Source organism: Amycolatopsis sp., assembly GCF_035546795.1.
Lineage (GTDB): Bacteria > Actinomycetota > Actinomycetes > Mycobacteriales > Pseudonocardiaceae > Amycolatopsis_E.
This window is the reverse complement of the sequence record NZ_DASZWC010000057.1, coordinates 101,966-125,878: the sequence shown is the minus strand read 5'-3', so window position 1 is coordinate 125,878 and position 23,913 is coordinate 101,966. Positions and strand designations below refer to the sequence as shown.

Sequence of the window (23,913 nt, the reverse complement as noted above, 5' to 3'; positions counted from 1 at the left end):
GCTGGTCGGCGCGCGGGATCAGATGGACGGGCTGCTGGAGGCCATGCTCGCGGTCGCGGGCGGGCTGGAGCTCGACGCCACCCTGCGCCGCGTGGTGCACGCGGCGATCGAACTGGTGGATTGCCGTTACGGCGCGCTCGGTGTGCTGAACCCGGACAACGTCGGCCTCGCCGAGTTCGTCTACGAGGGCATCAACGAGCAGGTCCGGGCCGAGATCGGCGACCTGCCCGAGGGGCACGGCCTGCTCGGGCTGCTGATCGAACAGCCGAAACCGATCCGGCTCGGTGACCTGGCGCGGCACCCGGCCTCCAGCGGGTTCCCGGCGCACCACCCGCCGATGAAAAGCTTCCTCGGCGTGCCGATCCTCGTCCGTGGCACGGTGTTCGGGAATCTTTACCTCACCGAGAAAATGGATGGCCAGCCGTTCACCGAGGACGACGAAGTGGTCGTGCAGGCGCTGGCCGCGGCGGCGGGCATCGCGATCGAGAACGCCCGGCTGTACGAGGCCGCGCGGCTGCGGCAGCAGTGGCAGGAAGCCACCAGCGAAATCCGCGCCGAACTGCTGTCCCGGCCCGATTCCGACGAGGTGCTCGGGCTGATCGCGGCGCGCATGCTGGCGCTGACCGGAGCGGACTACACGTTCCTCGCCCAGCCCGACGATCCCGAGCTGCCGCCCGAGGAGGTCACCACCCTGGTGGTCACCGTTTCGGCGGGGCTCGGACCGGCCTCCCTGCAGGGGCGCCGCGTTCCGGTCGAGGGCTCCAGCAGCGGGGAAGCCTTCCGCACGGCGAAACCGGTGCGGGCCGACCGGCTGCGCTATCGCGTGACCGGCGACCGCGGCGAGGAGTTCGGCCCGGCCGCGATCTTCCCGCTGCGCGCCTCCGCCGGCACGGTCTCCGGGGTGCTGGCCGCCGTCCGAAAACCGGGCCGAAGACCGTTCGCCAGCGCGGAGCTGCCGTTGGCCGCCTTCTTCGCCGACCAGGCCGCGCTGGCCCTGCAGCTGGCCGGCGACCGGCAGCGGCTGCACCAGTTCGAGGTGTTCGCCGATCGTGACCGCATCGCCCGCGACCTGCATGACCATGTCATCCAACGGCTCTTCGCGCACGGGCTCGCACTGCAGAGCACCCGGCCGCGCGCCGGCTCACCCGACATCCGGAAACGGCTCGCCGAAGCCACTTCCGACGTCCAGAGCATCATCGCCGAGATCCGCACGGCCATCTTCGACCTGCACAGCGGCCCCGAAGGCACCGCCCAGCTACGCAAGCGGCTGCACGAGGTGATCACCGGACTCACCGGCGGCACCGGGATCCGCACCGTCGTCCGGATCTCCGGGCCACTCGGCGAGATCTCCGCCGCACTGGCCGAAGACGCGGAGGCTGTGGTGCGGGAGACGGTGGCCAACGCCGTCCGCCACGCCAGGGCGGCCAATCTCGTGGTCACCATCTCGGTGGACGACGAGCTGGTCATCGACGTGACCGACGACGGCCGGGGTATCCCCACGGTCGTGGCCCGCAGCGGCCTGCACAACCTCACCGAGCGCGCCGAACAAGCCGGCGGCGCCTTCACCGTGGCGAACCCGCCCGGTGGCGGCACGAAAACGGTGTGGAGCGCCCCGGTCTCCTGAGCGGGACGGGAGCTCGTCAGGAGGAGACGATGCCGGACCAACCGGACTGGACCATCACGCTCGACGTCGGCGAGGCCGGCGGCAGCACCCGGGCGCAGGTGCGCCTCGGCACCGCGGGCGGCGCCCGGTACGAGGGCATCGGTGTGGTTGCCGCCCCGGCCCACGCCGACGCCGCGGAACTGGCGGTGGTCCGCGCGCTGAGCGATCTCATCGAGGAGATCCTCGAAGCCGTCGCCTCCGACATCGAGTCGCAGGCCGAATGATGACCTTGGTCCCCCGTGGCGGGGACCTACGCCGGGTCCGTGCGGGTGGCCGCGGCCCTAGCGCGGGGTTCCCGAGCGGAAGGTGCGGATCGTGACCGTCAAGGTGTTCCTGGTGGACGACCACGAGATCGTCCGCCGCGGCGTGGCCGAGCTGCTGGCAGCCGACCCCGGGATGGCCGTCGTCGGCGAGGCCGGCAGCGTCGCGCAGGCACTGGCGCGGATTCCGGCGCTGCGCCCGGACGTGGCCCTGCTCGACGTGCGGCTGCCCGACGGCAACGGTGTCGAACTGTGCCGGGACCTGCGTTCGAGACTGCCCGGGCTCACCGTGCTGATCCTGACCTCGTTCACCGACGAGGAGGCGATGCTCAACGCCATCCTGGCCGGCGCGGCCGGGTACGTGATCAAGGACATCGAGGGGTTCCGCCTGGTCTCCGCGATCCGGGAGGTCGGCGCGGGACGGTCCCTGCTCGACAACCGCGCCGCGGCGACACTGATGACCAAGCTGCGGGCCGACGCCGCCGACAAGGGTCCGCTGGGGGTACTCAACGACCGGGAGCGGGATCTGCTCGGCCTGATCGGCGAGGGCCTGACGAACCGGCAGATCTCGGAGCGGATGTTCCTCGCGGAGAAGACCGTGCAGAACTACGTCTCCCGGCTGCTCACCAAACTCGGCCTCGAACGCCGCACCCAGGTCGCCGTGCTGGCCACGAAGATCCGGAAAGAGCGCGAGACACGCAGCGAGGCGCGCTGAGCGTGCAGGGACCGGGGACCGCAGGCGAAGGGGCGAAAGTCACCTCCACGGGGACCAATTCCGGCGCGAACGTCCCGGGTGATGAGGCCCTTCGCCCGCTGCGGCGCGGGCCCGCGCCCTGTCAGGATTCCTTCCGGGGACCGAGGAGGGCACATGGCACGCGCCGAGCGGGAAACCCGGGCACAGGCCGTACGCGTGGTCGCCGCCTGCGCGCGCGACGCGGAGGACCTGGCCACGCTGCTGGACATCCTCGGCCTGGAAGTGACCGACGTCGTGCCCGAAGAACCCCAGCCCGCCGTGCCGGCCCGGCGGAGCAAGGGCCTGCCGATGGCGGAACTGGCCGCGCTGCTGCGGACGCTGGACCAGCAGCCGGTCTGAGGAAAACCCGGCTTGGGGACTTCCGACTCTGACCGCCGTCACCCGCCGGCGGGGACACTGGGCGAAACCGCAATCCCGTTCACGGTGAAGAAGACAGGCATGCCCGAGATCCGGCCGCTGACGCCCCAGGAATGCGTCGACCTCCTGGCCACCGAGCCCGTCGGCAGGCTCGCGTTCTCCGAGGACGCCCTGCCCGCGATCCACCCGGTGACGTTTTTCCTGCATCGCGGCGACATCGTCGTGCACACCGCCCGCACGGGTGCACTGGGCAAGCTCAGTCACGAGGTCGTCGCGCTCGAAGCCGACCGGATCGACCGCGAAACCCGCACCGGCTGGAGTGTCGTCGCGGTCGGGAAGGCCGGTCAGGTGAGCGACCCCGGCGAGCTGATGGCGCAGGTGGGCGCACCATGGCCGGGCGACGGGCGGAGCCGGCTGCTGCGGATCCCGATCGAGATCATCACCGGCCGGATCCTGCGGCTCGCCTACGACGACGCCCCCGTCGACGCCGCCGGCTGACCATCGCGGTCCACTCCGGACGCCGGGGCGCGATCGGCTAGCCTGAATCCGTGCCCGAGCTGCCGTTTCTCGACGAACACCGGGTCCCGACCCCGGCCCCTGCCGCCGCCGTCTGGAAGTCCTTGAGCGACGCGCTCGCCGCGCGCCGGCCCGGTGCCGGGGTGTTCGCGCGGTTGGTGGGCGCCGAACCGGCCCGCGCAAGCGGAAACCCGCCCGAGGAAGGCTCCGCGCTGCCCGGGTTCGAGGTGGCCGAAACGGTGCCGTCGCGGCGAATCCGGCTGACCGGGCGACACCATTTCTCCCGGTACTCACTCGTCTTCGTCCTCGAACCACACGACGGCGGGACTACGCTGAGCGCGCTGTCGTACGGAGAGTTTCCCGGTCTGCCCGGCCGCGTCTACCGCGCGCTGGTCATCGGCACAGGCGCGCACGCCTTACTTGTGCCGCGCCTGCTCCGCGGCATCTGCCGTCGGGCCGAGCGCGCGGCCTGACCAGCCGCGGAGGATCGTCCGTTGTGGACAGTGCGGGAAACCCCTACGTGCCGACGAGCGCCTCGTGCATGGTCGGGGCGACGGGTAACAGTTCGCCGAGCCCGGTCCTGCTGATCGACCGCAGCACCGGGCGCGAGGAACTGACGATCCGGAGCTCGACCCCGTACCGGTCACAGTGCGCGAACTCCCGCACGAGCGCGACGAGCCCGGCCGAACCGAGGAATTCCACCCCGTCCAGATCGACGATCACCGGCCCCGGCGGGGTGACGGCCTCCCGCGCCGCACACAGCTGCGCCGCCAGCTGCCCGGCGGTGGCCATGTCGACCTCGCCCGCCACCCGGAGCACCACCGCGTGCTCGCCGACCTCCCGGCGCACCAGCAGATCCCGTGAATCTCTCTCGACCGGACCGGAAATCTCAGGTATGTCAGTCATCTTGCCCTCCACGAAGCGAAAACCGGCACCGCTGCGCTGCGGCAGGCTGGAGCTTTCAGCCCGGGGACACTCCCGACCGTAATCACTTCGGCCGCGAGCGCAACCCCCCTACCCCGCGCGGGCGGGTAACCGGTGCGCGGCCCAGCGGCGGCGTTGCGGCACGACCACCTACCTGGGGTCCTTTGTGGACTCGGCCGACAGAGAACCGTGCGCGGCTACGCGCGACCCTTGACACGCCTTTCACCGGATTCGAGCCGTTCCGTCACGCCCTCGGCGTCGAGCAGTTCCAGCAGCGGGACGACCACGCGGCGGGTGCTGTCCAGGGCGCGGCGGGCCTCGCTCACGGTGAACGTCGCACCGAGCCCTTCGAGTACTTCGGCGGCTCGTTCGAGCGCGCCCGGCCCCAGCACCACCTCGCCGGTGATCCGGGTCAGCCTGCCGAGCCGGACGGCCGCCGCGAGTTCCTTCGCGCCGAGTCCGAGGGCCCGCAGCTCGTCGGATTCCGGTGCCCGGAAAGGGTTTTCGGCCAGCCGCCGCTCGATCTCGCGCACCGCTTCGCCCACCGGTGCGGGCAGCCCGGCGCCCGGCCGCCGCACCTGACCTTCGGTCACGACCAGGGCGGTGCCCGCCAGCAGCGGCGCGACCAGCACGGGATCGGGCAGTTCCAGCTTGCGGGCGAGCGCGTCCACGGGCATACCGGCCGCGACCGGGTTCGCGGCGAGCCAGCCGTCGGCGACCCGGACCACTTCGGCCCGCAGGGTAGTCCAGACCTGGTCGCGGACGAGCCAGTCCCCTATCCGCGGACCGGTTTCCGGCAGGCCGAGCGCATGGGCGTCGTCGGCGCGCAGGAACCGCTCGATCGGCACACCTCCGGCCAGTTCGGCGTCCCGCGCCCGCGCCGCGCCACGGCCACGCAGGCGCGGCGGACGTGGGTCGAGCACGTCGATTCCGGCCGGGATCCGGTGCTCGCCGGGATCTCGCAGCAGCCCGCGATCCCCGCTGCGCAGCGGAAGCGCGTGGGACAGCGTCAGCCGCGCGGTCTCGCGACCGAGCGGGCGCACCCGGCAGCCGATCGCGGCCGACCCCAGATGCAGCACCAGATTCCGGTGCAGCGCCGTCGTTTCCGCGCCGCGCAGGCGCACGTCGAGTTCGGCGGTGGTGCGCCAAGCGCCCGGGGTGACGAGCGCGTCGCCCCGGCCGATCCGGTCCCGGTCCAGCCCGCGCAGGTTCAGTGCCACCCTCGCGACGGCGCTGATCTCGTCCCGCGATTCGCCCAGTGCCTGCAGGCCGCGGATGTGCACGCTCGTGCCGTCGCGGGCGAGCAGGAGTTCGTCGTCCACGTGCACGCTGCCGGCGGTCAGGGTGCCCGTGACGACCGTGCCCGCGCCCCGGATGCTGAAGCTGCGGTCCACCCAGAACCGGACGTCGGCGCCGGTGTCCGGCTCCGGCAGCCGCGTGGCGAGACGGGTGAGTTCGTTGCGCAGCAAGGGAAGCCCGTCTCCGGTGGCTCCACTGACGGCCACCGCGGGCACTTCGCCCAGCGAGGTATCGGCGATGCGTGCCAGCGCCTGCCGGGTGGCCGGTCCCGGATCGGCGCGGTCGGCTTTGGTGACGGCCAGCAGACCGTGCCGCACGCCCAGAGCGTCCAAAGCGGACAGATGTTCCCCGGACTGCGGCATCCAGCCCTCGTCCGCGGCCACCACGAACAGCACCGGCGGCGCGGTGCCGACCCCGGCGAGCATGTTCGGCACGAACCGTTCGTGCCCTGGCACGTCGACGAAGGCGAACCGCGCACCGGCCAGCTCCGTCCACGCGAAGCCGAGATCGATGGTGAGCCCGCGCCGCCGCTCCTCGGCCCAGCGGTCGGGTTCCATCCCGGTGAGTGCCCTGATCAACGTCGACTTGCCGTGGTCGACGTGCCCGGCGGTCGCTACGACGTGCACCGGCGCACCGCCTGTTCGAGTTCGGCGTCCTCCTCCGGTGCGATCGTGCGCAGATCCAGCAGGCACCGTTCGCGCTCGACGCGTCCGACCACCGGCGGCGAACCGGCACGCAACAGCTCCGCGAAGCGCCGGGGCAGGCTCACCGCGGCGCTGGGCAGCGGCACGCCGGGGGCGCCGCCACCGCCGACTTCCGCGACACTGGCGACCGCCCGGGCGTCGAACGCAGTGAGGCGTGCCGCAAGCCGTTCTGCCCGCGCTGTCAACGTTTCCACCGGTACGTCCAGCGCCGCGAGCACCGGCGGCACCGGCCCGCGCAGCGATGCCTCCAGCGCCGCGAGGGTGAGCTTGTCCACCCGTAACGCCCGCGCCGCCGGGTTCCGGCGCAGGCGCCGGATCAGCTCGGCGTCACCGAGAAGCAGCCCGGCCTGGGGGCCGCCGAGGAGTTTGTCGCCACTCGCGGTGACCAGATCCGCCCCGGCGCGCAGCGTGCTCTCCGCGTCCGGTTCGCCGGGCAGCGCCGGATGCGCGGTGAGCAAGCCCGAACCGATGTCGGCCACCAGCGGCACCCCGAGCCCGGCCAGCTCACCGATCCCCGGCGCGGCGGTGAAGCCGGTGATCCGGAAGTTCGACGGGTGGATCTTGAGCACGAAGCCCGTTTCCGGGCCGATCGCGTCGGCGTAGTCCCGCACGTGGGTCCGGTTGGTCGTGCCGACCTCGCGCAGCTTCGCGCCGGTGGACTCGAGCAGTTCCGGGATGCGGAAGCCGTCGCCGATCTCGACCAGCTCACCCCGGCTGAGCACGATCTCCTTGCCGGGAGCCAGTTCCAGCGCCGTCAGCAGGAGGGCGGCCGCGTTGTTGTTGACCACGTGCACATCCGCGGCGGCGGGCACCGCGGCCGCGAGCGCGGCCAGGGCTCCCGCGCCCCGCTTGGCGCGCTGCCCGGTCGCCAGGTCGAACTCGACGTCGGTATACCCGCCCGCTTCGGCGACCGCCGCGAGCGCCGCCGGTGACAGCGGCGCTCGGCCGAGGTTGGTGTGCACGATGACGCCGGTCGCGTTGAGCACCCGGCGCGAGGAGGACGCGGTGGGCGGCAACGCCGCCAGCACCTCGGCGGCCACCTCGTCCGGCTCGATCAGCCCTTCACGGGCGCGCTGCTGTGCGGCGGCGACGGCCGCTTTGACGAGGCCGCGCCCGAGCCTGCGCTGCGCGCCGGCGAGTTCGGGGTGTGCGAGCACGGTGTCCGTCCGCGGTACCGACCGGCGCCGGTCTGCCTGGACCATGCCGACATCCTGCCAACTCCGGGGCCGCTCCGCAGCGCTCTGCCCGACGGCGGGGCCCGGGGCCACAATGTCGCCATGACGGTTCGGCTCACGCAGTACGCGCACGGCGGTGGCTGTGCCTGCAAGATCCCGCCCGGCGAGCTGGAGCAGGTCGTGTCCGGCCTGGCCACGGCCGGTCCGGCGGATCCGGCCGGGGAGCTGCTCGTCGGCCTCGGCGCGGGCGACGACGCGGCCGCGGTGCGGATCCGGGACGGCCTCGCACTCATCGCCACCACCGACTTCTTCACCCCCGTCGTGGACGATCCCTACGACTGGGGGCGGATCGCGGCGGCCAACGCGCTCTCCGACGTCTACGCGATGGGCGGCACCCCGGTCGTCGCGGTGAACCTGCTCGGCTGGCCGCGCGAAGTCCTGCCGTTCGAGCTCGCCGCCGAGGTGCTGCGGGGTGGTCTGGACGTCTGTTCGGCGGCGGGCTGCCACCTGGCCGGCGGGCACAGCGTCGACGACCCGGAGCCGAAGTACGGCCTGGCCGTCACGGGGACCGCCGACCCGGAGCGCCTGCTGCGCAACGACTCCGCCAAGCCGGGTACTCCCCTGTCGCTGACCAAACCGCTCGGCATCGGCGTGCTCAACTCGCGGCACAAGGCCACCGGAGAGCGCTTTCCGGCCGCGATCGAAGCCATGACGTCACTCAACGACACCGCTTCGGCGGCCGCGTTGCGCGCCGGGGTCACTTGCGCCACCGATGTGACCGGGTTCGGCCTGCTCGGTCACCTGCACAAGCTCGCGCGGGCCAGCGGCGTGACAGCCGTGCTCGACGCCGCGGCCGTGCCCTACCTGCCCGGCGCCCGCGAAGCCCTGCGCGAGGGCTATATCAGCGGCGGCACCCGGCGCAATCTCGACTGGGTGCGCCCGCATGTCGACCTGACGGCGATCAGCGAGGACGAGGCGCTGCTGCTCGCCGACGCGCAGACCTCCGGCGGCCTGCTCGTGGCCGGGGAGATCCCGGGCGCCCCGGTGGTCGGCGAGCTGACGAGCCGTGGCGAGCACACCATCGTCGTCCGGTGATCCACAGTGGACGGCTAACTTCCCCGCAGTAGCAACGACAGACGACCGTGGGCCAGGACGAGTTCGGACGCTGTCTCGTCAAGCCGCCGCGCTCTGGCGTAGGCGAACGCGCGGCCGAGAACGTCCAATGTGCCCGGTTCGGCCACGGCGAGCATCTCGCTGGCGGCCGCCGCCGTGTCGGCGAGCCCGGCGAGCATCGTGGTCACTTCGGGCGCGGCGGCATCGACGGTCATCGCCGCCGCGAGCAGCCGCAGCTGGGTGTGCAGACAGCGCAGTACCGCCACGTCCCCGTCTTCCATGACCCACTCCCCTGGCCGGTTCCCGTGGCCGGCCAAGGCTGGGACGGGCGGGCGCGGCGGCGATGACGGGAAAACCGGGCGGAATTTTCCCGGCGGGGAGAAGACACTCTGCGCAATGCGAAATTCACCCGGCTATGGGATTCGTTTACGGGAACAGGATGATTACCGTCGGCTGGGGCAGGGAGTCGCATCGCGAGGGGGCCTGGTGGACCAGGAGCGCAACACATTGAGTAACGGCACGAGGGTGACTTACGCGATTCGCGCCCGTACGGGTGAACCGGAACGGTTGTGCGTTCGCGGAACTGTTGTCGGCGAACCGATTTTCGACCGGTACACCACCCACGTGTGGGTGCCCGTCCAGCCGGACGGAACCTCGGCCGACGTGGAGCCGAGGCTCGTCCGGAAAGACACCATCATCGAAGTGCTGGAGCGGTCATGAACACCGGCGAACAGGAACAGCAGCCGCAGCGGGGTGCCACCGAGCCGACCCCGATTTTCGAAGCCGTGGTCACCGAGGTGACCGCCGATTCCGCCGCGGAGCCGGTCGCCGTCGGCTGAGGAGTCCACAAAGGACGTCTCAGGTCACCGTCTCGTCGGTGAGCTCGTCGCGCATCTTGCGGCCGGTCCGGGGGTCCGGCTTGGGCCGGCGCGGCTCACGCACGCCGCCTTCGCCGCGGTCCACCCACAGCCGCACCACCGAACCGGACGGCACCCGCGCGCCGGACTCCGGGCTCTGGTCGATGACCACACTGCCCGAACGGTCGAGCACCTCCAGCGGCGGGCCGTCAGGATCCGGCCCGATCGCGGTGAGGTCGTGTTTCGCGAGCAGCTTCCGCGCCTCCTCGACGGACCGGCCGACCAGGTTCGGCACGGTCACCGACGAACGGCGGCGCTGCCGCGCGGCCTTCGGGCTCACCGACTCCGGCCCGGCGGCCGGTTCGTCCACGTCCCGCCAGCGCTCCCACGCCGACTGCCTCGTCACCCCCAGCCGGACGGCGATCTCCGACCACGACCGGCCCTCACCACGGGCGGCGCGCACGGCCTCGAACTCGGCCTGATCGAGCAGCCGCCGGACCAGCCCGAGATCCGTCAGCGCCGCCAGCGCGGCCGCACCGTCCGCCGGCGCCGCTTCCGACCAGCCCGCCAGCCGCCGCCACGCCTGCTGGGCTTCCTGCCACAGGTCCATGACCCTCACCTCGGTTGTCAGGATAGCCTGACAACCGCCCGGGTTCCAGGTTCGTTCAGCCGACCCGGCGTGCTTCCTCCCGCGTGACCGGTTCTCCGGCGGCGACACCGTGCAGGACGTGTGCCAGCACCTCGGCGCCACGCACGACGCGAGGGCCGGGGCGGTTGAAGTAGGCGGGCCCGTCGAGCACCCACACCGCGCCGCCGCGCACGGCGGGCAAGTGGTTCCAACCAGGCAAACCGGTCAGCAGATCCAGCTCGGTGACTGTCCTTTGTGGAGAGAGTCCGCATGGCATGAGCAGTACGACATCAGGGTTCGCGTCGAGCACGGCCTGCCACTGCACGGGCTCGGTGTGCTCGCCCGCGCGGGCGAGCAACGGCACCCCGCCCGCCGCCTCGATCTGCTCCGGCACCCAATGCCCGGCGGGCCACACCGGGTCGAGCCACTCGATGGCCGCCACCCGCGGGCGCGGCCTGCCCGCGACCGCCTGGCGCACCCCGTCCAGCCTCGCCTGGAGCGCGGCGATCCGGTCTTCGGCGTCGGCGACCCCGAGCCGTCGCGCGACCTGGCGGATGCAGTCGAGGATCCCGGCGATCGTCCGGGGTTCGAGGCTGAGCACGTCCGGGCCGGTTTCGAGCACGCGCACGGCGTCGGTGACGCGACGGTAGGACACCGCGCACACGTCACACAGATCCTGGGTGAGCACGAGATCCGGCGCCAGCCCGGCGAGCAGCCCGGCGTCGAGGGCGTAGAGCGAGGAACCCTGGTGACCGCCGACCGCGGTGGAGATCTCCCGGCTGCTCAGCTGCCCGGGATCGATCGCGCTGCCGGTGACCACCGGCACCCCGGCGACCTCAGCAGGCCAGTCGCACTCATGGGTGCGGCCGACCAGCTCCGGCAGGCGCCCGAGCTCGGCGACGATGTCGGTCGCCGCGGGCAGCAAAGACACGATCCGCATCCCGGCGAGTCTAGTCACCGCATCCCACTTCGTGGACTCCCGGCGCCGCGGTGACAGAATCGGGCGAGACGAGTGTGGAGGGTGGGGTTGCGGTGCCACGGGCTTCGGAACCGTTGCGGAAGCTGGGTTTTCTGACCATCGGGCTGTTCGACGGGGACAATCCCGCGGCGGGGCACGAGTCGACGCTGGGCATCATCGAGCTCGGTGAGCGGCTCGGGTTCGACAGCGCGTGGGTGCGGCACCGGCATCTGCAGTACGGGATCTCGTCGCCGGTGGCGGTGCTCGCGGCCGCGTCGCAGCGCACCAGCCGGATCGACCTGGGCACGGCGGTGATCCCGCTCGGCTGGGAGAACCCGCTCCGCCTTGCCGAGGACCTGGCCACCGTCGACATCCTCACCGGCGGCCGCCTCAATCCCGGCCTGTCCGTCGGCCCGCCGATGCATTACGAGCGGGTCAAGGAGGCGCTGTACCCGGACACGGCCGAGATCGAGGACTTCAGCTACGAACGGGTCCGCCGCCTGCTGGCCGCCGTCCGCGGAGAAGCCGTGACGGACTTCAGCGGCACCGAGGGATTCGAGGTGTTCTCCGACCGGGTGCAGCCGCATTCCCCCGGCCTCGGGCGGCGCCTTTGGTATGGCGGCGCCAGCCTGCGCTCGGCGCGGTGGGCCGGCGAGCACGGGATGAACTTCCTCACCAGCAGTGTGGTCAAGGCCGAGGACTCCGCCGGCTTCGCCGAGATCCAGCTCTCGCACATCCGCGCCTTCCGCGCCGCCCACCCTGACGGCGACCGCGCGCGGGTTTCGCAGGGGCTGGTGGTGATCCCCACCGACAGCGCCACCCCGGCCCAGCGCGCCAAGTACGAGGAGTACGTGGCGAAACGGACCCCGCGCACGGCCGAACCGCAGGGCCCGGCGCGGATGCTGTTCGCGAAGGACATCATCGGCACGTCCGCCGAGATAGCCGGACAGCTGTACGCGCACGCCGCGTTCCGTGAGATCGACGAGGTCGCGTTCGCGCTGCCGTTCACCTTCGAGCACGAGGATTACGTGCAGATCCTCACCGACATCGCGACGAAGCTCGCCCCGGCGCTGGGCTGGAAAGGGTAGCTTCCGGCCCAGCGTGATCGGACTCCGGCCGGACGACCACCCGCTCGGCCTGCGTGGCCACGAGGGCCTGCCCGGAACCGGCCGGCGGCGCCGGTCGTTGGGTGAGGCATGGTGGTGACGGTTCTCGAATGGAGCATCCCGGGCGGGATGATCCTGGTGGTGCTCGCCGGCCTCTTCGAACTGGGCCGGCACAAACGGCGCAAGCGCAGGGGGACGCCGATCACGGCCACCTACCTCAACGAAGTCACCGCGATGTTCTACGGCACGAAGCGAATGGAGCTCGACCACCGCGACGCGGTCGAGATGCTGCGCGAAGAGGACGCACAGGGCGCCCCACCGCACTCCCGCGTCGACCTGGACAAGGGAGTCGCCGTCCTGCGCGCGCGGCCGCTCACGGAGTGACGATCACGTGCAGCGTCCGGGGGCCGTGGACGCCCTCGACGCGATCCAGTTCGATGTCGCTGGTGGCGCTGGGGCCGCTGATCCACGTCTGCGGGCGGGCCGGGTCCAGCCGGGCGATCGCCTGTGGCACACCGGACACGATCTGATCTTCCGACAGCACGCACACATGCCTGTCCGGCACCAGGGTCAGCGCGCGGCGGCCCTGGCCGGGCCCGTGGTCGAGCACGATCGTGCCGGTGGTGGCGATACCGAGCGCGGCGGTGGTGACCACGGCGTCGCAGGAGCCGAGATCCGCCGCGTCGGGCACGCCCTCGACCGGCACCGGAAAGCCTTCCGGCACAAGCACTTTCCGCGCCGGGCCGAGCGCTTCGCGGATTACCGCGGGCAACTCCTCGCGGCTGCACCGGGTCAGCCCGGCGCGGTAGTCGACGACCCGCCGCGCGAACAAATCGATCACGTCACCGGCCGCCACCACCGAGCGATATCCGCGTGGCACCGGTGTTTCCGCCTTGTCCGCGCCGTGCAGCGCACCGCGGACGGCGGCCAGGATCTCGTCACGAGCGCTCACGGCCGGCCTCCCTTGCGCCACCACGACCGGAACGACTCCGGCGGCGGCGCCGGCACGTCACGGGCGCTGGTCCACAGCGAACCCGGCCACGGCAGCCTGCCCAGCGCCCGCCGCCCGCCCGGCAGCACGCGGCGCCCGAACCGCGTGAGCATCTTGTTCGCCACGCCCAGCCCGCGCTCGGCCAACCCCAGCCGGCGCGCGTCCGCCAGTAGCCAGGACGCGGATTTCATCGCCACCGCTTCGGGTTTCGGCGCCCCCGCACGGTGCGCGTCCACCACCTTCGAACGCAGGTGCACCAGCACTTCGGGGATGTCGATACGCACCGGGCAGGCGTCGAAACACGCGCCGCACAGGCTTGAGGCGTAGGGCAGCGAATCGGTCTGCTCATCCACGCCGACGCCCTTGAGCAACGGGTTCAGGATCGCGCCGATCGGCCCGGGATAGACCGAACCGTAGGCGTGCCCGCCGGTGCGCTCGTACACCGGGCAGACGTTCAGGCAGGCCGAACAGCGGATGCAGCGCAGTGCCTGGCGGCCCACTTCGTCGGCGAGTGCCCGGGTGCGGCCGTTGTCCAGCAGCACCACGTGTGTCTCTTGTGGACCGTCACCGGGCGTGCTGCCTGCCCAGGCCGAGGTGTACGGGTTCATCCGCTCGCCGGTGCTCGACCGCGGCAGCAGCTGCAGGAACACGTCGAGATCGGACCACGTCGGCACGAGCTTTTCGATGCCCACCACCGAAACCAGCACCTCGGGCAGGGTCAGGCACATCCGCCCGTTGCCCTCGGACTCGACCACCACCAGTGTGCCGCTCTCGGCGACCGCGAAGTTCGCCCCGGACACGGCCATCCTGGCGCGCAGGAACTTCTCGCGCAGGTGCAGCCGGGCGGCCCCGGCGAGCTCGGCCGGTTCGTCGGACAGGTTCTCCGGCGCCGGGCGCCCCGCCGCGGCCATCCGGTGCCGGAAGATCTCCCGGATCTCCGCGCGGTTGCGGTGGATCGCGGGTACCAGGATGTGGCTGGGCAGGTCGTCGCCCAGCTGGACGATCAGCTCGGCCAGATCCGTCTCCCACGCCGTCACGCCGTGCTCGGCGAGCGCCTCGTTGAGCCCGATCTCCTGGGTGGCCATGGATTTGACCTTGACCACCTCGTCGACCCGGTGGTCCTTGGCGATCTTCGCGACGATCTCGCACGCCTCGCGCGCGTCCCGCGCCCAGTGCACGGTCGCGCCACGTCCGGTCAAGGCCGCTTCGAGGGTGAGCAGGTGTTCGTCGAGGTGGCGGAGCACGTTGTCCTTGATCGCGGCGCCCGCCAGGCGCAGCTCGTCCCACTCGTCCACCTCGCCGACGACCGTGGCCCGCTTCGCGCGGATGGTGCCGGTGGCGTGCGCGAGGTTGCGGCGCAGCTGCGTGTTCGCCAGCGCGTCCCGCGCCGCCTCCGGAAAGGCAGGCATACCCACGAAAGTGGCGGTCATGCTGTCTCCTGTGCCTCGCGGGACACCCGCACCCGATCGGTCCTCCTGAACGCGCGCTCCTGCGTCGCGCCCGCATCGTCCGGTGCCTCCTCCGTCGTCGCCAGCACGTCCGCCAGGTGCATTACCCGCACCCCGGCGCGCTGCCGCGAAAGCAGCCCGCCGATGTGCAGCAGGCAGGAGTTGTCACCCGCGATCACCACCTCGGCCCCGGTGTCACGGACATGGCGAGCCTTGTCCGAGCCCATCGCCGTGGAGGTTTCCGCGTTCTTCACCGCGAAGGTGCCGCCGAAACCGCAGCACTCCTGGGCCGCGGGCAGCTCGCGCAGATCCAGCCCGCGCACCGCTTTCAGCAGCCGCAACGGCTTGTCCCCGACACGCAGCATCCGCAGCGAGTGGCAGGTCGGGTGATAGGTGACGCGATGCGGGAAGTACGCGCCCACGTCGGTCACGCCGAGCACGTCCACCAGGAACTCGCTCAGCTCGTACACCTTCGGCGCGGCCTCGGCAAGGCGCTCGTCCCCGGCGCGGCGCGCGATCAGGGAATGCTGGTGGCGCACCGAACCCGCGCACGAACCGGACGGGGTGACGATCGCGTCGTAGCCCGCGAAGGCATCGACGAAGGGGCGCACCACCGGCACGGCTTCGTCGAGGTAGCCGGTGTTCACCATCGGCTGCGCGCAGCACGTCTGCGCCTGCGGGAAATCCGCGTCCACACCGAGCCTGGACAGCAGCCGGAACACGGATTTTCCGGTTTCCGGGAACATCGAGTCGTTGATACAGGTCACCAGTACCGCGACTTTCACGCCACCCACCCCGCCGTCAACCGGCCCTCCGCGGCCGCCCAATCCGTCTGCGGCCCCGAAGGCTCGAACCGCCGGAGCGCATGGGTCTTCCGGATCAGGGCCCGCATGGCGGCGAGATCGGGAAGATCCGCGCCCAGAGTACGCGCTTGCACCAGGACGTTGCCGAGCGCGGCCGCCTCCACCGGGCCGGCGAGTACCGGTACCCCGCAGGCGTCCGCGGTCAGCTGGCACAACAACTCGTTGCGTGCGCCACCGCCGACGACGTGCACCACGTCGACCGGGCGTCCGGCCAGTTCCGCGGCCTGACGCACGGTGCGCCGGTACGCCAGGGCCAGGCTGTCGATGATGCAGCGGACCATCGTGGCAGGCCCCTCCGGCGGCCGTTGCCCGGTCTCGCGGCAGGCCGCCACGATCCGCGCGGGCATATCCCCCGGCGGGAGGAAGGCGGGCGCATCTATGTCGACCACGGCCGCCAAGGGCGGCGCCTGCGCGGCCCCGGCCAGCGCGTCGGCCACGTCGATGCGCTCGCCGCGCGCGGCCCACACCCGCAAGGTTTCGCTGAGCACCCACAGGCCCATGACGTTGCGCAGGAAGCGAATCCTGCCGTCGACCCCGCCTTCGTTGGTGAAGTTCGCGGCCAGTGCGGCGTCGCCCAGCTCCGGCTCGTCGAGCTCCAGGCCGACCAGCGACCAGGTGCCCGACGAGATGTACGCGAAGTTCGTGCCGGGTTCGGCGGGCACCGCGACGACCGCCGACGCGGTGTCGTGGGAGCCGACCGCGATCACCGGCAGCTCGGGCAGCGCCAGCTCGGCGGCCAGCTCCGGCACCAGGGTGCCGATCCGCTCCCCCGGCTCCCGCAGCGCGGGCAGCAGCCGGGCCGGGATGCCGGCCCGTCCGGCCAGTCCGGCCGACCAGCGGCGGGCCCGCACGTCGTAGAGTTGCGTGGTGGAGGCGTTGGTGTGCTCGGCGCCGATCTCGCCGGTGAGCCAGTACGCCAGCAGATCGGGAATCAGCAGCATCCGCCCGGCCTGCTCCAGTCTGTCCTTTTCGGACAACAGCTGGTAGAGCGTGTTGAACGGCAGCCGCTGCAGGCCGGTGATGGCGAACAGTTCCCGCTCCGGCACCGACTTCACGAACCGTTCGAGCACGCCGTCGGTGCGCGAATCGCGGTAGTGCACCGGGTTGCCCAGCAGGCGGCCCGCGTGGTCGAGCAGCCCGTAGTCCACCGCCCACGAGTCGATGCCGACGCCGTCCAGCTCGCCCGCGTCCCGCAGCCCGGCCAGGAGTTCGCGGTGGATGCCCAGCACGTCCCAGTACAGCGTGGAACCGGCGCGGACCCCGCCGTTGGGAAACCGCCGGACCTCCTCGACTTCGAGGGTGCCCGGCCCGACCGTCCCGGCCATCACCCGGCCGCTGGAGGCGCCGAGATCGACCGCCGCCAGCCGCATCACATCCGCACCACGGTGAGTCCGAGGCCGAGCAGATCCGCGACCGCGCCCAGCTCGGCGGCCCGGTGGCCGGTGCCCAGCGCCCAGTGGTGATCGACCCCGGTGGCCGACCAGGCGTCGGTCCACTCGCCCGGGTCACCGCCGAAGTCCACCCGCGAGGTGGTGTTGCCGATCTTGAGCAGCGGCCCCGGCACGACCTCGCCCTCGGACGCGACGAGCCTGAATGTGCCGTCCCGCAGCTGGCCGAGCCCGAGCAGGGTGACCGGGCCGTGTTTGACGTCGAACTCGACGGAGACGCCCCAGCCGCGTTTGCCGTGGTACACGCCCAACCCGCGCAGCAACGGTTTCCGTGCGCTGATCGCGAGATGCGCGGGGCCGTCGTGGCCCATCTCGACGACGTTGTCGCGGAAGTTCAGCGCCTGCAGTTCGGTGAACGAACCGCCGGCGCCGAGCCGGTCCATGATCAGCATCGCCAGCGAGTTGCGCAGCTCGTACTCGCCCGCCGCCGGGACCCCCCGCGCGGTGAGCAGCGAGGCGCCCAGGATGAACCCGGCGCCGACCCGCTCGTGTGTCTCACCGTCCAGGCCACGGTGGTAGTACGCCAGCGAATCCAGCGAGAAGTCCTCGACCAGCCTGTCCAGCGCCACGGAAACCCTGGCGCCCCAGGCGAAATCCTCCTCCACCACGGAATCGTCCAAAGTGAACACTTCGCGCGCCAGCGCCATCCGGGCGCTCGTCTCGGCGTCGGTGACCTTCTCGACCCGCACCCGCAGGTCGTCGATCTCCAGGATTTCCACGTGCCCGCCCAGCTGCGCGGACACCAGGGCCGGATCGGTCGAGACGTCCAGCATGCCCGGGTAGAGGTGCCCGAGCAGGCCGTGCCTGCCGTGCCGCAGCGCGGCACGCACCCCGGCCGCCTTGATCCAGCGGCCGATCTTCACCCAGGCCCGCTCGTCCTCCAGAAAGCCCGACACAGAGCGGAAATCCACCCCGGCGCGACGGAACGCATTGGCCATCTCCGGCAGCGGGCACGCCCCGCAGTAGGCGAGCCACGCGCCCGTGTCGAACGTTTCGTGGTCCATCGCCTCGGTGGGCTGCAGGTTGATCAGCAGCACCGGGGCGCCGCTGCGCTGGGCGATCGGCACCAGCATGCTGGAGGTGAGGTAGGTGGTGAGGAAGCCGATGATCAGGTCGCAGTCGGCCACCCGGAGCTGTTCCGCGGCTTCGGCGCCTTCCTGCGGGTCGGAGACGAACCCGGCGTCCACCACCTCACAGTCCATTCCGGACAGTCGCTCGGCGACCCGGCGCGCCGAGGCCCGCAGCCGCGGCAGCAGGTCCGGGAACTGCGGCCAGTACGCGCCCAGCCCGCCCGCCACCAGGCCGATCCGGGTCCGGCGCGGGGTGATGCGGTCCATGGTTGTTCTCCCTTCCTCAGCGAAGGAACGCGGCCGCGACTCCTGCGTCGACAGGCACGTGCAGTCCGGTGGTGTGGGTCAGGTCGCCGGCCGTCAGCGCGAACACCGCGGCGGCCACGTGTTCGGGGAGCACCTCGCGCTTGAGGATGGTGCGCTTCGCGTAGAACGCGCCCAGTTCCTCTTCCGGCACACCGTAAACCGCGGCCCGCTGCGCTCCCCAGCCGCCGGCGAAGATGCCGGAGCCACGTACCACGCCGTCGGGGTTGACGCCGTTGACGCGGATCGCGTGCTCGCCGAGTTCGGCCGCGAGCAGCCGCACCTGGTGCGCCTGATCGGCCTTCGCCGCACCGTAGGCAACGTTGTCGGGGCCCGCGAACACCGAGTTCTTCGAGGAGATGTAGACGATGTCGCCGCCGATCCCCTGCGCGATCATCGCCTTCGCGGCGGCCCGCGAGACCAGGAAGGAGCCCTTGGCCATCACGTCGTGCTGCAGGTCCCAATCCTGCTCGGTGGTCTCCAGCAAGGGTTTCGAGATCGACAGTCCGGCGTTGTTGACCACGAGGTCGATCCCGCCGAACGCGAGCACGGTGGCGTCCACGGCGGCGGCGACGGCCTCGGCGTCGGTCACGTTCGCGGTGACCGCCACGGCCTTGTCCGCCGTGCCGATGCCGTGCGCGACCTCTTGCGCGGCCTCGGTGTCGAGGTCGGCGATGGCCACGCACGCACCCTCGGCGGCGAGCCGTTCGGCGATCGCCTTGCCGATACCCGAGCCGGCGCCGGTGACCAGGGCGATCCGGCCGGCCAGCGGTTTCGGCTTCGGCATCCGCCTGAGCTTCGCCTCTTCCAGCGCCCAGTACTCGATCCGGAACTTCTCGCTTTCCGGGATCGGGGCATAGCTCGACACCGCCTCGGCGCCGCGCATCACGTTGATCGCGTTGACGTAGAACTCGCCGGCGACGCGGGCGGTCTGCTTGTCCTTGCCGAACGAGAACATGCCGACCCCGGGCACGAGCACGATCGCCGGGTCCGCGCCGCGCATGGCCGGGCTGTCCGCGCTCGCGTGCCGCTCGTAGTAAGCGGCGTACTCGCTGCGGTACTCGGCATGCAGCTCCTTCAACCGCGCGACGACGTCCTCCAGTGGCGCCGTCGCGGGCAGGTCCACGACGAGCGGGCGGACCTTCGTGCGCAGGAAGTGATCCGGGCAGGACGTGCCCAGCGCCGCCAGCGGGGCGAGCTTCTCGCGCGACAGGAAATCCAGCACGACGTCGCTGCCGGTGTAATGCCCGACCTGGCGCTGGTCGGTGGACGCGAGCCCGCGCACGACCGGGGCGAGCGCGGCGGCGCGGGCGTGGCGCTCCGTTTCGGGCAACGGCTCGAAGCCCGGCACCACGGCGCCGAAGGGCTCGGCCTTGCCGCGGTCGGCGAGGAACCGCTGCGCGGTGTGGATGATCTCGAGCGAATTCCGCTGGCATTCCTCGGAAGTAGCGCCCCACGCGGTGATCCCGTGGCCACCCAGGAGCACGCCGATGGCCTGCGGGTTGGCCTTCTTCGTCGCCGCGATGTCCAGGCCGAGCTGGAAACCGGGACGGCGCCAGTCCACCCACACCACGCGGTCGCCGAAGCATTCCTTGGTCAGCGCGGGACCGTCGGCGGCGGTCGCCAGCGCGATCCCCGAGTCCGGGTGCAGGTGGTCGACGTGCGGAGCGTCGACGAGCCCGTGCATCGCGGTGTCGATCGAGGGGGCGGCACCGCCGCGGCCGTGCAGGCAGTAGTCGAACGCGGCGACCATCTCGTCCTCGCGCTCCACGCCCGGGTACACGCCGGCCAGCGCGCGCAGCCTGTCCAGCCGGAGCACGGCCAGCCCGGCCTCGGTCAGCGTGCCGAGATCGCCGCCGGAACCCTTGACCCACAACAGTTCCGTGGGTTTCGCGGTGACCGGGTCGACTACCTCGCCCTTGGCCGAGGTGTTGCCGCCGGCGTAGTTGGTGTTGCGCGGGTCGGCGCCCAGCGCGTTGCTGCGCGCTACGAGCTCTCCGGGCACGCTCATCCTCAAGCTCCCCATCCGGCCTGCCGCCCACCGGCACGTTCGGCCACGATCTTCTCCTGGTAACCGCTGCGGTGATAGGCCGCTATCGGGTCCGGATCCAGCCCGTCCTCCGCGCGCAGTTCGGCGAGGAGCGGCCGGACGTCGGTGTTGTAGGCGTCCATCAGGACCGCGTTGGCCTCCAGTACGTTCCCCGCCTGCTGCGCGGCGCGCAAGGCCGCGCGGTCGACCAGCAGGGCCTTCGCGGTGGCCTCCTGCACGTTGAGCACCGAACGGATGATCGCCGGGATCTTCGCCTCGATGTTGTGGCACTGGTCGAGCATGAAGTTGATCCCGTACGCCGGATCCAGCGCGTCGCCGCGGACGATCTCGTACATGATGCGGAACAGCTGGAACGGGTCCGCCGCCCCGGCCATCAGGTCGTCGTCGGCGTAGAAGCGGGAGTTGAAGTCGAACGCGCCCAGTTTCCCGGCCCGCAGCAGGAAAGCCACGATGAACTCGATGTTGGTGCCGGGCGCGTGATGCCCGGTGTCGATGCACACGGCCGCCTTCGGGCCGAGCTCGGCGCAGTGCGCGTAGGAGGTGCCCCAGTCCGGTACGTCGGTGGCGTAGAAGGCGGGCTCGAACAGCTTGTACTCCAGCAGCATCCGCTGGTCGTCCCCGAGCCGGTCGTACGCCTCGCGCAGCGCTTCGGCGAGGCGGTCCTGCCGGTCGCGCAGATCGTCCTGGCCCGGGTAGTTCAGCCCGTCGGAGAACCACAGCTTCAGATCGCGCGAACCGGTGGCATCCATGATCGAGATCGCTTCGAGCAGGTGATCGGTGGCCTTGCGGCGGATGCCCGGGTCCGGGTTGGTCACCGAGCCCAGCTTGTAGTCCTCGTCCTGGAAGACGTTGGTATTGATGGCGCCGATGGCGACACCGAGATCCTCGGCGTAGGCGCGCAGCGCGCGGAAGTCTTCGACCCGGTCCCACGGGATGTGCAGCGCGACGCTCGGGGCGGCGCCGGTGAACCGGTGCACGGTCGCCGCGTCGGCGATCTTCTCCTCGGGCGTGCGCGGGACCCCCGGCTGGGGGAACACCTTGAAGCGGGTACCGGAGTTGGCGAAGGCCCACGAGGGAGTCTCGATCCGCTGGGCCCGCAGGGCGGATTTCACGGCCGTAAGGTCGGACAAGTCGATCACGTCTTTCCTCGTCAGGCGCTTTCGCGCGCGTCTTCCAGGTCCGCGGCCCGAAGCGGGGTCGCCGCGCGACGGCGGGGCACGAGTGGCGACCGGGACCGGTCACCTCCTGGTGGTCCGGTGACGGCGCGGACCTCCGGCGACGGGAGCGTGCCCGGGTCCTGCCGCCTCATCGCGACCTCCGATTGAAAGGTTTCACAAGCCTGGCGCCGTGACGCTACTATGCAGTGGATCGTCAAGTCAATGACGGCGAAAATATCCAGTTCAGCGGCGGTATTTGGCCGCTGACGATACTGTTCGATCTGAGTATTACGTTTCAAGAACGAAGGGTGGGGCCGAATGGCGGCGCAGGACTGTCCGGAGGCCGGGTCCGGGGTCAGCGCCGCGGGCGTGAAGGAGGTCGCGGCGGCGGCCGGCGTCTCGCTGGGCACGGTGTCCAATGTGCTCAACCGGCCCGGCCGGGTCAGCGCCCGCACCCGCGCGCGTGTCGAGGCGGCGATGGCCGAGCTGAAGTTTCGTGCGCAACGAGTCCGCGCGGCAGCTGCGCGCCGGGCGCAGCCGGACACTGGCCTACGTGATGCTCGACGGCAGCAACCCGTTCTTCGCCGATGTCGCCGCCGGGATGGCGGACGCGGCCGAGGACGGTGACCTGTCGCTGTTCCTGTGCGACAGCGACAACCGCGCGGATCGGGAAAGCGCTTACCTGAGCAGCCTGGAACAGCAGCGGGTGCAGGGCATCTTCATCACCCCGATCGACCCCGGATCGTCCACTTTGGACGACGTGGTGACGCCGCTGGTGATCGTCGACCGCACCCGGGACGCCGCCACACACTGTTCGGTGGCGGTGGACGATGTGTACGGCGGGCACCTCGCCGCCCAGCACCTGTTGGAGGCGGGGCACGAGCGGATCGGCTTCATCGGCGGCCCCGTGAGCCTCGGCCAGGTCCGCGACCGCCGCGAGGGTGCCCTTCGCGCGCTGCGGGAGGCAGGCCGTGGTCAGCTCGTCGACCTGCCCACGACGAGCCTGACCGTGGCCGACGGGCGCAACGCGGGGCAGCGGCTGGCCGGGCTGCCGGAGGCCGCCCGGCCCACCGCCGCGTTCTGCGTGAACGATCTGCTGGCGCTGGGTTTGCTGCAGACGTGCGTGAGCCTCGGCCTGCGTGTGCCGGAGGACCTGGCGATCGTCGGCTACGACGATATCGAGTTCGCGGCCGCCGCGGCCGTGCCGCTCACCTCCGTGCGGCAGCCGCGGCGCCGGCTGGGCCGCACCGCCGCCGGGCTGCTGGCCCAGGAGACGACCGATCCCGCGCACGAACACCGGCAGGTCGTGTTCACCCCGGAAGTGGTCGTGCGGGCTTCGACGCACCACGCGGGGTGAGCGGACAGCGGCGGGCGGGCGCCACTGTCCGCGGTGGACGGATCAGTAACAGACGACCTGGGTGTCACCGGTGGCGCTGGGCCGGGCGAGGTAGCCGCGCTGCTGGAAGTCGCTGCGGCGGCCGCCGGTGATGCCGTACTCGCCGCTGACGGGATACCCGGGCCTGCTTCGTTTGGCCCACGTGTCGCGGATGGTGCCGCCGACGGAGTGCGCCCCGGTGGCGGCCCACTTCTTCCGGATCTCGCCCTGCACCTCGTGCGCTCCGGTCGCCGATGTCCAGTAGACCGAGGCGGCCGAGCGGATCACCGGCCCGGAGATCGCGGAGCTGCGTGAACTCGGGCGGCGCATGGCGGAAGTGGTGCGCGGTGGCGAGGTGATGGCCTGTTCACAGCTCAGCGGCGCGCTGCACGACCGGGTCCAGGACATCGGCGCGCGGCCGGTGGCGGGCGAAGTGCTGGTGAACCGGCGGGCGCGCAACGTCCGGCACGCCCTTCGCCCTGGGTGGCCGCAGGTTTCGCTGCCCGAGCCCCTGGCGATCGTCGACGGGCTGCACGCACGCAGCCCGTCGGGCGCCAGCGTGGTCGCCGCACTGCGGGAGACGTCGTAACCCGGTCCACGCGGCTACGCTGCACAGCATGTGCCGGAACATCACTGTGCTGCGCGGACTGGAGCCCTCGGCGACGACCGAGGAGATCGAGGCCGCCGCGCGGCAGTACGTACGCAAGGTGACCGGGGTGCAGACCCTCTCGGATGCCACGCGCGCACCCTTCGAGGTGGCGGTGGCGGAGATCGCGACGATCACCGCCCGGCTGCTCGGCGAACTGCCCGCGCGCAAGCAACCGCCGACGACGGTGCCCCCGCTGCGCCGCCCGGAAGTCCGTGCCCGGATGGCGAAACAACAGGGCTGACTGT

The 23,913-nt window shown here is 71.6% G+C and carries 26 protein-coding genes and 1 pseudogene; 13 read left to right on the top strand and 14 right to left on the bottom strand.

All coding sequences use genetic code 11. The annotated features are described in order from the left end of the window. The 6 genes from VHD82_RS29865 to VHD82_RS29840 all read left to right on the top strand — a co-directional run. Positions 1-1,624, top strand: a 1,624-nt coding sequence (locus VHD82_RS29865; RefSeq protein ID WP_414637593.1) for a GAF domain-containing protein, incomplete at its 5' end; no start/stop codon positions are given. A gap of 29 nt (positions 1,625-1,653) precedes the next feature. After that, positions 1,654-1,887 (top strand): dsRBD fold-containing protein, encoded by a 234-nt coding sequence (locus VHD82_RS29860; protein WP_325711515.1) that lies wholly within the window; start codon positions 1,654-1,656, stop codon positions 1,885-1,887. A 91-nt stretch (positions 1,888-1,978) separates the two neighbouring features. Beyond that, the gene (locus tag VHD82_RS29855; RefSeq protein WP_325711511.1) at positions 1,979-2,638 is read left to right on the top strand and encodes a response regulator transcription factor; all 660 of its coding nucleotides are present in this window, start codon (positions 1,979-1,981) and stop codon (positions 2,636-2,638) included. A 153-nt stretch (positions 2,639-2,791) separates the two neighbouring features. Further along, positions 2,792-3,016 carry a hypothetical protein gene (locus VHD82_RS29850; RefSeq protein ID WP_325711508.1) on the top strand — a complete coding sequence of 75 codons (225 nt, stop codon included), beginning with the start codon at positions 2,792-2,794 and terminating at the stop codon, positions 3,014-3,016. 99 nt (positions 3,017-3,115) lie between these two features. Then, positions 3,116-3,532: a pyridoxamine 5'-phosphate oxidase family protein gene (locus VHD82_RS29845; protein WP_325711505.1), complete on the top strand. Its 417-nt coding sequence runs from the start codon at positions 3,116-3,118 to the stop codon at positions 3,530-3,532. A gap of 50 nt (positions 3,533-3,582) precedes the next feature. After that, on the top strand, positions 3,583-4,023 hold the full coding sequence (locus tag VHD82_RS29840) for a hypothetical protein (protein WP_325711503.1): 441 nt from the start codon (positions 3,583-3,585) through the stop codon (positions 4,021-4,023). A 43-nt stretch (positions 4,024-4,066) separates the two neighbouring features. Here VHD82_RS29840 and VHD82_RS29835 read toward each other — a convergent pair whose 3' ends face one another. The 3 genes from VHD82_RS29835 to selA all read right to left on the bottom strand — a co-directional run bounded on the left by VHD82_RS29835 (position 4,067) and on the right by selA (position 7,679). Continuing rightward, entirely contained in the window at positions 4,067-4,456 is a 390-nt protein-coding gene (locus VHD82_RS29835; protein WP_325711501.1) for an anti-sigma factor antagonist, read from the bottom strand. A 215-nt stretch (positions 4,457-4,671) separates the two neighbouring features. Beyond that, a complete protein-coding gene (gene selB / locus VHD82_RS29830) occupies positions 4,672-6,399 on the bottom strand; it encodes a selenocysteine-specific translation elongation factor (RefSeq protein WP_325711498.1) in 1,728 nt (575 codons plus the stop codon). Next, positions 6,387-7,679 (bottom strand): L-seryl-tRNA(Sec) selenium transferase, encoded by a 1,293-nt coding sequence (gene selA / locus VHD82_RS29825; protein ID WP_325711495.1) that lies wholly within the window; start codon positions 7,677-7,679, stop codon positions 6,387-6,389. The genes selB and selA overlap by 13 nt, the downstream gene beginning before the upstream one ends. A 75-nt stretch (positions 7,680-7,754) precedes the next feature. On the opposite strand from selA, the gene selD reads away from it, so the two are divergent. Next, positions 7,755-8,747 carry a selenide, water dikinase SelD gene (gene selD, locus VHD82_RS29820; RefSeq protein WP_325711492.1) on the top strand — a complete coding sequence of 331 codons (993 nt, stop codon included), beginning with the start codon at positions 7,755-7,757 and terminating at the stop codon, positions 8,745-8,747. A 14-nt stretch (positions 8,748-8,761) separates the two neighbouring features. Here selD and VHD82_RS29815 read toward each other — a convergent pair whose 3' ends face one another. Next, positions 8,762-9,046 carry a hypothetical protein gene (locus VHD82_RS29815; protein WP_325711489.1) on the bottom strand — a complete coding sequence of 95 codons (285 nt, stop codon included), beginning with the start codon at positions 9,044-9,046 and terminating at the stop codon, positions 8,762-8,764. A gap of 435 nt (positions 9,047-9,481) precedes the next feature. Between VHD82_RS29815 and VHD82_RS29810 the strand changes: the two genes are divergently transcribed. After that, positions 9,482-9,604: a hypothetical protein gene (locus VHD82_RS29810; RefSeq protein ID WP_325711486.1), complete on the top strand. Its 123-nt coding sequence runs from the start codon at positions 9,482-9,484 to the stop codon at positions 9,602-9,604. A 19-nt stretch (positions 9,605-9,623) separates the two neighbouring features. Here VHD82_RS29810 and VHD82_RS29805 read toward each other — a convergent pair whose 3' ends face one another. Together VHD82_RS29805 and VHD82_RS29800 are read right to left on the bottom strand one after the other, a co-directional pair. Further along, positions 9,624-10,232, bottom strand: coding sequence for a PASTA domain-containing protein (locus VHD82_RS29805; RefSeq protein ID WP_325711483.1), 609 nt, complete (start codon positions 10,230-10,232; stop codon positions 9,624-9,626). A 55-nt stretch (positions 10,233-10,287) separates the two neighbouring features. Continuing rightward, on the bottom strand, positions 10,288-11,190 hold the full coding sequence (locus VHD82_RS29800) for a cobalamin-binding protein (RefSeq protein ID WP_325711480.1): 903 nt from the start codon (positions 11,188-11,190) through the stop codon (positions 10,288-10,290). Between the two features lie 92 nt (positions 11,191-11,282). Here VHD82_RS29800 and VHD82_RS29795 point away from each other — a divergent pair, with 92 nt between their 5' ends. Together VHD82_RS29795 and VHD82_RS29790 are read left to right on the top strand one after the other, a co-directional pair. Beyond that, a complete protein-coding gene (locus VHD82_RS29795) occupies positions 11,283-12,296 on the top strand; it encodes an LLM class flavin-dependent oxidoreductase (RefSeq protein WP_325711477.1) in 1,014 nt (337 codons plus the stop codon). Between the two features lie 108 nt (positions 12,297-12,404). Continuing rightward, on the top strand, positions 12,405-12,698 hold the full coding sequence (locus VHD82_RS29790; protein WP_325711474.1) for a DUF6191 domain-containing protein: 294 nt from the start codon (positions 12,405-12,407) through the stop codon (positions 12,696-12,698). Here the strand turns inward: VHD82_RS29790 and VHD82_RS29785 are convergent. From VHD82_RS29785 to rhaI, 7 genes are read right to left on the bottom strand one after another with little or no spacing between them, the layout of a single operon-like run. Next, complete coding sequence (locus tag VHD82_RS29785) at positions 12,688-13,266, bottom strand: LutC/YkgG family protein (RefSeq protein ID WP_325711471.1); 579 nt, start codon at positions 13,264-13,266, stop codon at positions 12,688-12,690. The genes VHD82_RS29790 and VHD82_RS29785 overlap by 11 nt on opposite strands. Further along, positions 13,263-14,735, bottom strand: coding sequence for a lactate utilization protein B (locus VHD82_RS29780; protein ID WP_325711468.1), 1,473 nt, complete (start codon positions 14,733-14,735; stop codon positions 13,263-13,265). The genes VHD82_RS29785 and VHD82_RS29780 overlap by 4 nt, the downstream gene beginning before the upstream one ends. Further along, entirely contained in the window at positions 14,732-15,538 is an 807-nt protein-coding gene (locus tag VHD82_RS29775) for a (Fe-S)-binding protein (RefSeq protein WP_325711465.1), read from the bottom strand. Before VHD82_RS29775 ends, VHD82_RS29780 begins: the two co-directional genes overlap by 4 nt. Continuing rightward, entirely contained in the window at positions 15,535-16,986 is a 1,452-nt protein-coding gene (locus VHD82_RS29770) for a rhamnulokinase family protein (RefSeq protein WP_325711462.1), read from the bottom strand. The genes VHD82_RS29775 and VHD82_RS29770 overlap by 4 nt, the downstream gene beginning before the upstream one ends. Further along, positions 16,986-18,401 carry an L-fucose/L-arabinose isomerase family protein gene (locus VHD82_RS29765; RefSeq protein ID WP_325711459.1) on the bottom strand — a complete coding sequence of 472 codons (1,416 nt, stop codon included), beginning with the start codon at positions 18,399-18,401 and terminating at the stop codon, positions 16,986-16,988. Before VHD82_RS29765 ends, VHD82_RS29770 begins: the two co-directional genes overlap by 1 nt. Before the next feature lie 16 nt (positions 18,402-18,417). Beyond that, complete coding sequence (locus VHD82_RS29760) at positions 18,418-20,448, bottom strand: bifunctional aldolase/short-chain dehydrogenase (protein WP_325711457.1); 2,031 nt, start codon at positions 20,446-20,448, stop codon at positions 18,418-18,420. 2 nt (positions 20,449-20,450) lie between these two features. Beyond that, entirely contained in the window at positions 20,451-21,626 is a 1,176-nt protein-coding gene (rhaI, locus tag VHD82_RS29755; protein WP_325711455.1) for an L-rhamnose isomerase, read from the bottom strand. A gap of 336 nt (positions 21,627-21,962) precedes the next feature. On the opposite strand from rhaI, the pseudogene VHD82_RS29750 reads away from it, so the two are divergent. Further along, positions 21,963-23,001: pseudogene (locus VHD82_RS29750) on the top strand (LacI family DNA-binding transcriptional regulator). A gap of 42 nt (positions 23,002-23,043) precedes the next feature. Here VHD82_RS29750 and VHD82_RS29745 read toward each other — a convergent pair. After that, a complete protein-coding gene (locus tag VHD82_RS29745; RefSeq protein WP_325711452.1) occupies positions 23,044-23,349 on the bottom strand; it encodes a hypothetical protein in 306 nt (101 codons plus the stop codon). Between VHD82_RS29745 and VHD82_RS29740 the strand changes: the two genes are divergently transcribed. Together VHD82_RS29740 and VHD82_RS29735 are read left to right on the top strand one after the other, a co-directional pair. Beyond that, complete coding sequence (locus VHD82_RS29740) at positions 23,348-23,608, top strand: hypothetical protein (RefSeq protein ID WP_325711450.1); 261 nt, start codon at positions 23,348-23,350, stop codon at positions 23,606-23,608. The genes VHD82_RS29745 and VHD82_RS29740 overlap by 2 nt on opposite strands. 28 nt (positions 23,609-23,636) lie before the next feature. Beyond that, entirely contained in the window at positions 23,637-23,909 is a 273-nt protein-coding gene (locus tag VHD82_RS29735) for a DUF2277 domain-containing protein (protein WP_325711447.1), read from the top strand. Positions 23,910-23,913 lie beyond the last annotated feature (4 nt).